Source organism: uncultured Alteromonas sp., from assembly GCF_963976965.1.
Lineage (GTDB): Bacteria > Pseudomonadota > Gammaproteobacteria > Enterobacterales > Alteromonadaceae > Alteromonas > Alteromonas naphthalenivorans.
On record NZ_CAXBMP010000055.1, the window covers coordinates 1 to 11456 of the forward strand.

Here is an 11456-nt window from a genome sequence, read left to right on the forward strand (position 1 = left end):
ACTCTTTACCATGCTGCTCAAAAACCAATCACGAAAGATCAACACGCCTTAGGTTGATACGACTTATATTCGTCCATGAAGGCGGGATACTGGGCAAGCAAGGCTTCACCACTCATTTCCCCCACAACCTCTGAAATGTCATCTGCACTCATAGCATTGGTTGAGACCATCACTATTAATACAGCTAATATTGGCTTTAGCACACTAAACATGAACTTATCTGCAAACACCTTATCTCTCCTTAAAAGCGTATGCCGTATTCAATAATGCATTGACGTAAAACGCAAGCCTGCTTATCTCTAACTTTCCCTTTTCAAGCTTGCCGTCTTAAACTTTTGCTAGAGCCCAAACACAAAAAAAGCGGCATTTCTGCCGCTTTAATTAACAATATTATTAAATGATAATACCAGTTTCAGTACGCTATTTACCGATTACACCGCAAGCCACTCGCTCGCCGCCACCGCCAAGTTTGGCCGGAGAATCTGAGTAATTATCGCCACCGGCATGAATCATAATGGCGCGCCCTTCGATGTCTTCAAGCTCTAATTCTGGTGCGAAAACAGGCTGTGTGGCATTACCATTTTCGTCAACATACAAAGTTGGTAAATCACCTTCATGACCTTCTTCAGACCAAGGTACACTGTGACTACCCGTATTTTCAGGGTCGAAATGCCCACCCGCAGCACCGCCTAACACTTTTTTGCCATCTTTCATCGCTGCTGAACAATCGCCGTTTTCATGTACATGAAAACCGTGAATACCTGGTGTAAGCCCTGATAACTTCGGTGTAAAGACCACACCATCATCATCGTAGCTACTTACCATTACGCTACCGATAGCTTCGCCTGTTTTAAGATTATTCATCATAATCTTTTTCCCTTCATCCTCATGATGACCGGCGAAACTACTTGCGCTCAAGGCTAGTGAGACTGCACCCACCATGGCGGTTAATGTAAGCTTTTTCATAGCGTTCTCCTTCTCTGCTTAAAATTCGTATGACTGAAACCCGTAAACGTGTAATTGTTAGACGAGCGTGCATTACGACTTATTTTTAAGAGGAGCATAATTTGCACCACTAGTGCTTAACTAGCTATAACCACATGAAATATATAAATTAATAGGATTTCGAATATTTAAACATTACCGCTACCTTTGAACAGGTGTAACGATTTAACGGATGATGTGTAATCTTTACGCAAACCAGCGCCTATTCAATGTAGCCTTCGTTAACCCTGTTACCGCTTCTTTCTCGTTGCAACACGAATAACAACGCTTTATTCTCAAGATACAAAAATGATTTAGTGCATCACTATGCATTGGGTTAATAGTAACGATTAACGTGGTGCGCTACTTTGTTAACTAGAGTTTATAATTTGTGTCGCGCTTTATCGGTGCTGTCATTGTTCTTCTGTATCCCCGTGTTAGCTACCACCAGCTGGCATACGCTTCATCAGCCTACGTTTTATACGCCTCTAGCCGAGACCTCACTCATTGACGGCCCTATCCTTTCGGTATTGGAAACTAAAGACGGGTTTATTTGGTTGGTTGATTCCAAAGGATTATGGCGGTGGGATTCCCAGTCATTGAAAGCGGTAACATTTGAAAATAAGCAAAGCGATACGCCTTCGCCGCAAATTCAAGCCACCTTTGCTACAGACAATGGTGAAGTATGGGTAGGCACTCAACAAGGCCTTTACCGTTTACACCAAGAAAAACTTCAACTCATTGCTTATGAAGAAAGTTTACTTTCGAAAGTTTCAATCCTTCACCTTAACGTCACCTCGGTTGCCAAGAATAAAATTTTTGCGTTTACATCAGATAGAGCCTTGTTCATTTTTAATGATACAACGAAAAAACTATTGGGGTTTGAACTGCCTAATAGAGCGAGGATCCACGCACTTCATGTAGATAACAAGCAGCAGTTGTGGGTTGGCTCTGAACAAGGATTGTTTCATTTCCCGCTTGTTCATATCGCCACTAGCGGCATAGAACATTCTCCTCAACTGGTAGAAGTTGGCAGTTATAAGCAACCTCGTATCAGTAGTATTCTTTCGACCGCTTCAGGCTCCCTCGTGGTAGGTACTGCCGACAAAGGCTTGTTTGTCAAAAATGACGATGCACCGTTTCGCCCATTCGCGTTAGGTAACACGACATCGCCTTGGCTTTTCACAATGAGCGAAATCAAACCTGATTTGGTGCTGCTTGGCACTTTTGGCCAAGGCTTAATAGAAGTGAATATTAAGACTCATGAAATCCGCCAGTTTTCGCACAATCCACTGCAACCTGCCTCGCTTGCTGACGACAATGTTTGGTCTACCTTTACCGATAGCAAGGGGCTAGTATGGATTGGCGCTGGGCACAGCCTGAACATTTTTGATGCCAATAACCAATCGATAATTAACATTTTTGGTGGTGCAAATATTGATAAAAGCTTGGGTAACCGAAAGGTACATTCGGTGCAGTCTCATGATGGCGAACTTTTAGTGGGCACGGGTAACGCCGGAATCGAAATACTATCTCCTATAAATGGCAAAACAGGGCAGCTGTGGGAAACATCAGAAAATCCCGTAGAAACCTTACATGCCGCTAAAGATGGAGATGTATATGCTTCAAGCAACTTTGCAACAGTGAAAATTGACTCTGCCACTAAACAAAACTTTCCACTGGCAGTCGGTATACGTAAACCTTCAACATTTACCACTGCTTTTTTATCGACCGAGACGAGTTTGTGGCTAGGCGGCACAGACGGCTTATGGGTGCGACACAAGGGTACAGAAAAACAAATCGAATTTGCTAACAGTATTAACGAGAGACGTATCGCCTCATTGGCCATTGATGAAAGTCGCTTATGGATTGGCACGTGGCAAGGATTGGTAAAGGGCGATATTCACATGGGCCAAACTATCAATTTAGCGACAACCCAAATTACTCACCCCATTTTAAAACAACAATATATATCAAGTTTATTCGTTGACGAAAAAGGTTACCTTTGGGTCGGAACGGGCTCTGCAGGTGTATTTGTTAAACCTCAACAAGCTGATTGGATTCAAATAGAGAGCGCTAATGGCTTACCTGGCAATAATATTGCTGCTATCGCAGGTGAAAATGCAGATCATATTTGGGTGAGTACGACTCGAGGCATTGCGGCAATAAACCGCTATACCTTTGATGTCACCCGCGCAGCTACCGCACCAAGTATGGCCAATGCGCCTTATGCACATTCAGCGGCGACAACGACAGGTGAGAACGACATTGTTTTTGGGGGCGTTAACGGCTTAACCATTATTGACAGTGCTAATTTTACGTTTTCGAGGCCGACTGTTCCCATAGTGCTTACTGATATAACGTTGGTTAATCAGGACGATAGCATTGAATCACTGGGGCTAACTGCGACTGATTTAACCGTTCCTCCGTTAGCAAAACGACTTACTTTCGAATTTGCCGCGCTTGATTATCTTACCCCTGAACATACCCACTATCGCTATCGCGTATTAGGATTGGATGGAAACTGGGTTCAGGCAAATGCTGAGCAACGTTTAGCCGTTATTACTATGCCACAACCTGGCGACTATACTTTGCAAATTGAGTACTCTTACGATGGGATCTTGTGGGAAAAAAATGCATTGCATCGGCAGTTACTTGTTATGCCAGCGTGGTATCAAACCCTGCTAGCAAAATTTGTGGCTATTGTATTTTTATGTATCGCCGTCTACCTAGGTCATTTATTGGGAGTAAGACACCATAGACAACGTCAGGCATTTTTAAAAAAGCTCGTAAACGCGAGAACGGCTGAATTGTTGGCCGCGAATAAACAACTAAAAGAGCAAGCCACTGCGCTGAAAGAGGCTAGCTTGACTGACCCCCTGACCGGGTTACACAACAGACGCTATTTAGCACAACACATTGAGCGCGACATTGCTCTCGTGCAGCGTTATTACGAAAACTGTGCACAAACCTATTCTATTCCCAAAAACCAGCACGATATACTGTTCTTCGTTATCGATTTAGACCACTTTAAAAACATCAACGATACTTATGGACACCAGGCTGGTGATAAGGTTTTAGTAGAAACACAAAATCGCTTAAAGCATATATTTCGTGAAACTGATTACCTTATACGCTGGGGAGGTGAAGAGTTTCTTGTCGTCGTCCATAACACCCCTAGAGAAGATGCCTATGTGATGGCTGAGCGAGTAGTGGATATTGTAGGTTCACGTGCGTTCCAACTTTCAGAAGGTACACAAAGGCATGTTACCTGTTCAATTGGCTATGCGGCTTACCCGCTTTCTCAACAGCATTATGATATTTTTGATTGGCAAACCACAATAGGCTTTGCTGATACTGCGCTTTATGGCGCGAAAAATAATCGCCGCAACACATGGATGGGCTTAACGTCTATTCCATCAAGCACAGACCGAAAGGCACTAGAAAAGGTTGCCAACGCGCCTTCATCTATTTTCACCTACGCGCAAGTTCAACAACCTACGACACTGCAATAATAAAAACACCGAGTTTTATTTTACTGAATATAGAAAGCCGTCAACGAAAAAGCCCCCGCTCGTTGGGCTTTCCAACTGCGGGGGCTTTTATTAAAAACAATTGTCTATGTTACGACTAACTGTTTCTTTCTCGCTTGTCGCCGCGCTTGCCACGCTTTTCTTTCATCGATTCGAACTTTTCTAGCTGTTCGTCGGTTAGAATTTCGCTTACTTTGACACGTACATCGGCCATTTTAAGGAAACGTGCTTTCGCTTTTTCGGCTTTTAGGTTTGCAAGTTCATTTAGGTCTTGCTCGTAATTAGCGTCTGACGGATCGAGTGCCTTAAATTGCGCTCTAAACGAATCTTCGCTGCCTTTCTCTGGGCGGTTTGCTTTGCGCTCCGCTTTAAGTTCGGCCTTCAGTGCTTTTAGCGCATCTTGCTGCTCGTCAGTTAAATCTAGCACTTTCGTCATTTTGTGTATGGGGAAGAAGTCAGGACCTTTACGGTCATCAGAATGTTTACCACCTGCATAAGCAGTCGTGGCGATACATGCACTCAATAAAACACCGGCAATTAATTTTTTCATCTTAATATTCCTACTTGTTTTGGTCATGATGCTGCATGACATGGGGGAAACGTTTTGTTTCATCAACGGAGCTAAGTATGCATAAACGATTCGATAAGTAGGGTTAAGCTAGTGTAAAGTTCGGTAAAGTTGAAAAGTCCTCAAAATAAAACGGTTAATCTCTATTTTATGGAAAATGAAAAATACAAAATCTTACTGGTAGATGACGACGCAGAACTTTGCGCGCTACTCAGTGAATTCCTGCAAACCGACGGCTTTGCAGTTGAAACCTTAAATAGTGGCGATGCCGCCGTTGCCCGCTTATTGCAAAGCGATGAGTTCGATACGGTAGTGTTAGATATTATGATGCCCGGTATGTCAGGCCTAGATGTGTTGCGAAATGTGCGCGCTAAAAAACAGACGCCTATTCTTATGCTTACCGGTCGTGGTGATGACATAGATAGAATTCTTGGCTTAGAAATGGGCGCCGACGATTACCTAGCGAAGCCTTGTAACCCGCGGGAACTTGGCGCGCGTATTCGCGCCATTATACGCCGGACCCAAAATGGCAATGCGCCAACCCAAACGGTTGTGCATGCTGAACTTCACGGCATTGTGCTTGATAGCGGCGCGAGAACGGCGCTTGTCGATAACACTCCCCTGCCTTTAACGGGCGCAGAGTTCAATGCGCTAAGCTTGTTAATGGAACGCGTTGGGCAAACCATCACAAAACAAGAAATGACAGAAGAAGTGCTTAATCGGCCGCTTGAAGCTTATGACCGTGCCATGGATGTACACGTAAGCCGAATACGCCAGAAGCTGACTGCGGTAGGTATAAACGACGTGATTAAGTCGGTTCGTGGTGTGGGTTATCAAATGCTAACCCCACCAGCACAACAGTAAGGTATAGCATGAAGCATTCAGAGGTTTGGCATTCAATAAAACAGACGTTTGGGTTTAAACGCCTGTTTTGGCGAATATTCCTTACATTCTGGGTCGCTAGCTTACTCGTGATGACTGCCACGGGATATGTACTGGTTAGCAAATATACGTCTGACGAATATAGTCAGCGTTACTTTAATGGTGTAATTAGCCAAGCCGAGCGCATTGTATGGCGTTATGAGCAAGACTTAGCTAGCGGGAACGTACCCAAAGGCAAGATAAAAGACTGGATAAGCCATAATGTCAGACATCGTAGCGATCTCATTGCTATGCAGATATCAGATAACACGGGTAGAACCATCTATCACTATCGTATGAACAAGGTGCCTCAAAGGGATCGCACAGTAAAATTAGTATATGGCCTATCTGCACTACCCTATCGCGTTGAAACCCGATTGCCAGAGGCGCCTCGCAACTATAAACAAGTACTTTACCGGTTTCAATCATTGCAGTTCGTTTTTATCTTTATTGCCTCTGCCATTGTCAGTGCGCTATTAAGTTGGGGGATCGTACGCCCTATTAACTTCTTAGGTGCGTTTAGTCGCCGTTATGCCGACCAACAAGAAGTTGCTACGCTGCCTAAAGCCATTCTGACTCGTGGTGATGAACTGGGCGACTTAGCCGCTGATATTAGCTTTATGGTCAATAAAACGCATCAAGCTGCCACCAATCAGCAACAACTGTTGCATGATGTATCTCATGAACTTCGCGCGCCACTGGCTCGTTTGCAAGCATCGGCAGCTATTATCGAGCAGCACACGCCAGATAGTCGTCACGTAAAGCAAATTCATAATGATTGCGTTCGTATGGATGCACTTATTCAACAGATTTTGGATTATTCAAAGTTAGAAAAAGGTAACCCAAGCCCAGAAGCGTGCGATATTAACGCACTGTGTGAACGTATAGCCGATGATATGGCAGTGCATTACCCGGGCATTCCACTAACCCTTAACTGCGAGCCTAATGTGACAATTTCAGGTTATGCAGAAGCCCTTCATCAGGCATTGGAAAATATTATCGGCAATGCTTGTAAATATTCATCTCGCGGTGAATTGGTTGAGGTGAGCACGGAAAAACGGAGTAACACGGCTGTAATTACCGTGCGCGACCATGGTCCTGGTGTTGATAGTGAGGAAATAGAAAAGTTGCTTCAACCTTTCTACCGTGCAGGCAACCAAATGCATACATCAGGATTCGGACTAGGGCTGAGCATTGCGAAAAAAGCCATTGAAAAACATGGTGGAAGATTACAAATGACTCGCCCTGCCGATGGCGGCTTAAGCGTTGACATTGTGCTGCCGATAAATCAGTAATCCACCACGTATTACCCACCACCCAGTCAATATTGAACGTCGAAGCCAGATTCAACCCTGATATAAATCAGTACTGTTTAACCGCCCCCCTACAGCCGAGTAAAAAGCCAGTACAATGCAGCTTGAAAATAAGGCATATAACCTGCTTATTTATGATGACTAGCTAACTTATTCCCCGTGTTTGCCAATGTGAATAGCCTGCGTTAGGTGCTTGAAATACAGGCTCGACAACACCGTGGAAATAATACGTTTCTAATAAATAGCGTGCTTTGTTCGTGCTTTATTAAGGGTAGGATGATGATGACAAAAACAAGGATTGCGTTAATTGGTGGCGGCCCCAGCGCCCTTTCTATTCTTAAAAAAGCATTGCGCTTTTTTGACAAGCAGCTTGATGATGCCGAGAGTGTAAATGGCAGAGCATCGCCTCATTTAACCTTCGATATCTTTGAGCGTAATACCGCCCTGGGCAAAGGCATGCCTTACAGTAAAGATGGCGCGTCGTGGGAACATATTACCAATATTTCATCTGATGAACTGGCTCCGTTTGATGAAACCCTGCTTGAATGGTTGCGTCAGCAAAGCTCCGAGTACCTCGCTAAATATCAAATTGAAAAAACTAAACTGCATGAAAAACACGTGGTGCCCCGGTTGCTCTTTGGGGAATATTTACAGGCCCAATTTTGTGAATTAATTGGCAGATGCCGTGCAGCAGGGATACACGTTAACGTGCATCTTCAGTGCAACGTTTTGGACATTAAACCCACCACTGCAGATGAAAACAGCCCTGAGCGTGTAGACAGCCCTGAGCGTAATAACAGCCTTGAGCGCCAAAAGAGCCCTGAGCCTACAAACACCGACAGTCGCACTGGCACTAACATATTAACTGACACGGGATGGGTAACAGGATTCGATAAGGTGGCGATCTGTACTGGTCATATTTGGCCCAAGACCCACGAAGGTAAAGTAAAAGGGTATTTTGATTCTCCCTACCCGCCCACTAAGTTGCAGCAAAAATATAACCATACAATAGCGCTTAAAGGCAGTTCCCTTACCGCTATTGATGCTATTCGTACGTTAAGCGAAGCTAATGGTGAGTTTTATCAAACTGATAACCAATTAAAATACCGTTTATTCGACAACGTACCAGATTTCAAGATAATCATGCACTCGTTAGAGGGTTTACTGCCGAATATTCGCTTTCACTTAGACGACCCGCTAGTGTCTGATGAAGGCATGCTAAGCGAGCAAGAAATTGCTCAACATAGGGCTGATAACGATGGTTTCTTAAGTTTAGATTTTATTTTTGAGCGAAACTTCAAAGCGGCATTAAATAAACTGGACACTGTTTTTTATCAAAAAATAGCGAACAAAAACATAGAGTCGTTTTGCCAATGGATGCTTGATTCTCGTAAAGCGTATGAGCCCTTCACCTTATTTAAAATTGAGTACCTGCAAGCCGAGCAGTCGATTAAACAACAGAGCACATTGCAATGGAAAGAAGCCCTCGCATTATTAAGCTTCACGATAAACCACCCAGCTAAGTACTTTAGTGCAGAAGATACCCTACGACTACGCAATCACCTTCTGCCTCTTATTGGCCTTATGATTGCGAATATTCCGCAATCGTCCGCGGCCCAGTTACTTGCCCTGCACGATAGCGGCGTACTCGATATCATTGCTGTTGATAGCAGCAGCCGCTTAGAAATTGAAGGTGATGGCGATTTTCAATTTCATTTTAAAGACGAGGACAATAAGCCTACTGTAAACACATATAAAACTTTTATCGATTGCACTGGGCAGAAGTCACTGCCAATAGACGCATTCCCTTTTAAATCTATGTTTGCAGGTGCCGAGCCATTAGTCGCTAAAGTGAGGTTTAAAGATAAGTATCAAGGTAAAAAGCATCTAGTAGAGACCCCTAATAGCGTATGCAAAGGCTCCGACAACGAATACTATTTAGAAACAGGTGGTTTTGCTATTAACGATGACTTTCAACCCATTTTAGCCAACGGTAGTCTTAACGAGCGCTACTTTGTTATGGCTGTGCCGTATATTAGTGGGTTCAATCCAGACTATTCAGGTTTCGATTTTTGTGATCAGGTGGCAGAGCTGATTGTGAATAAGCTTAAGTGAATCAATAAAACTATGCACCACCTATGCTAGAGTGCTTGTATCATTTGGGGATAAAAAATCGTTTTTTAACTGAATACCGTATTAGTGGTAGATGCACTATTAGAACGTGCTTTAAAAGGATATAAAAATGAAAAAGATAATTGCCGTGATGGTCGCGGTAGCCAGCTTAGCCGCGTGCAGCGATAATGAAGTAGGAGATGTGTCGTTAGGCGTATTCACCACAAAGGATATTAAGTTAGACGCCATGCAAGACCCTATCGTAACAGGCGTGACTTGCCATATCTCTAGTATTGAAGCGAATTTAGATGTGTCAGACCCTTCCGATAGCTCTATAGCTTGTCGTCAAACCGGTGAAATTACCGCACAAATGCTAAGAGATATCGACAAATCCGATTCGGGCGACATCATATTCAGAAAATCGAAGAGCATTTTCTTTAAGAACATGAAAGTAAGACGCATATTCGACGCCAAGTCACAAACCTTGATGTATCTTTCGTATTCTACAAAAGAAACATCAGGAAGTTATAAACATAGCTTGTCGACAGTACCTTTATGGGGAACGGCGGCCTACGGTGTGATTACTAACGAAGATTAACCGCCGATTGCTACTCATCAATTGCTGGCCGTCAATTGCTAGCCGTCAAAGATTAGCTAGAGACGTAATTTACGTTTAATTTAGAACTAAAAACCGTGGTACGTGACGAATTCTTCGTTGTCGGCACGTACCGATCTTACCTCGTTAGCAGCAAAGTTTTCATCTGGGTACCCTAGCGCAATACAAATCATAATGGCTTCAGAGTCTGGTATTTGCGCATGTTTATGCACTACATCAGATTGCATTATGCCTTGGCCGTTAATTACGCAACCAAGCCCTAAATCCCAAGCTGCTAATACAATACCGTAAGCTAAAGAGCCTAAACCAAATTGCGTGATACCTGCAGGCTCTAGGGCTTTATCGTAAGTTAATACCAATGACACGGGCGCATCAAACTGCCTAAAACCACGCATCATCCAATCCATACGTTTTTCTTTGTCTTCCCTAGCTATGCCCATTACATCGAATAGCTGCATGGCAACATCACGCTGTCGTTGCTTATGAACGCCGTCATAGTCTTCTTTGTAAGGGAAGTCTCTGACGTACGGCGTACCGGCTAATGTTCTCTCAGTATTACCTTCACGAATTTTATCGAGCACATCACCCGCTACCGCATGAATTTTCCACGTTTGGGTGTTGTAAGACGAAGGAGCCCATTTCGCTGCGTTAATAATGGCATCCACGGTTTCTTTAGTGACAGCTTGTTTGGTAAAACCACGTACACTTTTACGTGATGCAGCAAATTCAGCAAAATTCATACTTACTTCCTATCTCAGTCATTACACTCAATTGTTAAAATAGAGTAAACACAGCTAGATAGGTATGCAATAAGCGCTAACCAGATATTGGATTGTTTGTTTTTATAGATATGTATTCGAGGGAAAAGTCAGGGTGTGTTGCCAATGATTTTAACAACACCCCTACCGAGGTTTTATTAGTATGGATTAACCATCTGAAGTGATAGTGTCAATTATCTCGTCTAGAACAGCTTCCGCTCTACTAGTTTCTACTTGGCACGTACCGGCATTCAAGTGGCCACCACCGCCGTACTTAAGGCATAGTTCACCGACGTTTGTATTTGAAGTGCGGTTGGTGATTGATTTACCAATAGCGAAAACCACGTTTTGCTTTTTAAGGCCCCACATTTTGTGAATTGAGATATTGCAATCGGAATACATCGCATAAATCACAAAACGGTTGGTCGCGTAAATGGTTTCTTCTTCGGTTAAATCGAGCACCACAAGGTTCTTGTGAACGGTTGCACATTTGGCCAATTGCACTTTCGCTAGCTCATTGTGCTCGTGATACAAAGCTACACGCTCGGCAACATCTTCCATTTCCAAAATTTCTTCAATACTGTGATCTTTACATGCATCAATTAATTTCATCATTAACTGATAGTTCGAAATTTTGAAATCACGGAAACG

At 43.5% G+C, this 11456-nt stretch carries 9 protein-coding genes and 1 pseudogene; 5 read left to right on the forward strand and 5 right to left on the reverse strand.

Going from position 1 to position 11456, the window contains the following annotated elements; all coding sequences use genetic code 11:
• Nucleotides 1–38: 38 nt before the first annotated feature.
• Entirely contained in the window at nt 39–230 is a 192-nt protein-coding gene (locus AAC006_RS20875; protein WP_339892478.1) for a hypothetical protein, read from the reverse strand.
• A 190-nt stretch (nt 231–420) separates the two neighbouring features.
• On the reverse strand, nt 421–966 hold the full coding sequence (sodC, locus tag AAC006_RS20880; RefSeq protein WP_126873015.1) for a superoxide dismutase family protein: 546 nt from the start codon (nt 964–966) through the stop codon (nt 421–423).
• Between the two features lie 386 nt (nt 967–1352).
• On the opposite strand from sodC, the gene AAC006_RS20885 reads away from it, so the two are divergent.
• Nucleotides 1353–4499 (forward strand): ligand-binding sensor domain-containing diguanylate cyclase, encoded by a 3147-nt coding sequence (locus AAC006_RS20885; protein WP_126873014.1) that lies wholly within the window; start codon nt 1353–1355, stop codon nt 4497–4499.
• Nucleotides 4500–4614: 115 nt separating this feature from the next.
• On the opposite strand, the gene AAC006_RS20890 is transcribed toward AAC006_RS20885, so the two are convergent.
• Nucleotides 4615–5067, reverse strand: coding sequence for a Spy/CpxP family protein refolding chaperone (locus tag AAC006_RS20890; RefSeq protein WP_013783597.1), 453 nt, complete (start codon nt 5065–5067; stop codon nt 4615–4617).
• 168 nt (nt 5068–5235) lie between these two features.
• Between AAC006_RS20890 and AAC006_RS20895 the strand changes: the two genes are divergently transcribed.
• From AAC006_RS20895 to AAC006_RS20910, 4 genes are all read left to right on the forward strand, one after another.
• Nucleotides 5236–5949 (forward strand): response regulator transcription factor, encoded by a 714-nt coding sequence (locus tag AAC006_RS20895; RefSeq protein WP_013783596.1) that lies wholly within the window; start codon nt 5236–5238, stop codon nt 5947–5949.
• A gap of 8 nt (nt 5950–5957) precedes the next feature.
• Nucleotides 5958–7301 (forward strand): HAMP domain-containing sensor histidine kinase, encoded by a 1344-nt coding sequence (locus AAC006_RS20900; RefSeq protein WP_126873013.1) that lies wholly within the window; start codon nt 5958–5960, stop codon nt 7299–7301.
• A gap of 300 nt (nt 7302–7601) precedes the next feature.
• A complete protein-coding gene (locus AAC006_RS20905) occupies nt 7602–9434 on the forward strand; it encodes an FAD/NAD(P)-binding protein (RefSeq protein ID WP_126873012.1) in 1833 nt (610 codons plus the stop codon).
• A 127-nt stretch (nt 9435–9561) separates the two neighbouring features.
• Nucleotides 9562–10029, forward strand: a complete 468-nt coding sequence (locus tag AAC006_RS20910) for a CreA family protein (protein WP_126873011.1) — start codon at nt 9562–9564, stop codon at nt 10027–10029.
• A gap of 86 nt (nt 10030–10115) precedes the next feature.
• Here the strand turns inward: AAC006_RS20910 and AAC006_RS20915 are convergent, their stop codons facing one another.
• Complete coding sequence (locus tag AAC006_RS20915) at nt 10116–10787, reverse strand: nitroreductase (protein WP_126873010.1); 672 nt, start codon at nt 10785–10787, stop codon at nt 10116–10118.
• A gap of 186 nt (nt 10788–10973) precedes the next feature.
• Nucleotides 10974–11456: pseudogene (locus AAC006_RS20920) on the reverse strand (exopolyphosphatase); the annotation flags it as partial.

What these genes read in the sequence shown, in the direction of transcription:
- AAC006_RS20890 (WP_013783597.1), bottom strand. Translation starts at nt 5,067, where the DNA reads ATGAAAAAATTAATTGCCGGTGTTTTATTGAGTGCATGTATCGCCACG.
- AAC006_RS20900 (WP_126873013.1), top strand. Translation starts at nt 5,958, where the DNA reads ATGAAGCATTCAGAGGTTTGGCATTCAATAAAACAGACGTTTGGGTTT.
- AAC006_RS20910 (WP_126873011.1), top strand. Translation starts at nt 9,562, where the DNA reads ATGAAAAAGATAATTGCCGTGATGGTCGCGGTAGCCAGCTTAGCCGCG.
- AAC006_RS20905 (WP_126873012.1), top strand. Translation starts at nt 7,602, where the DNA reads ATGACAAAAACAAGGATTGCGTTAATTGGTGGCGGCCCCAGCGCCCTT.
- AAC006_RS20895 (WP_013783596.1), top strand. Translation starts at nt 5,236, where the DNA reads ATGGAAAATGAAAAATACAAAATCTTACTGGTAGATGACGACGCAGAA.
- AAC006_RS20915 (WP_126873010.1), bottom strand. Translation starts at nt 10,787, where the DNA reads ATGAATTTTGCTGAATTTGCTGCATCACGTAAAAGTGTACGTGGTTTT.
- sodC (WP_126873015.1), bottom strand. Translation starts at nt 966, where the DNA reads ATGAAAAAGCTTACATTAACCGCCATGGTGGGTGCAGTCTCACTAGCC.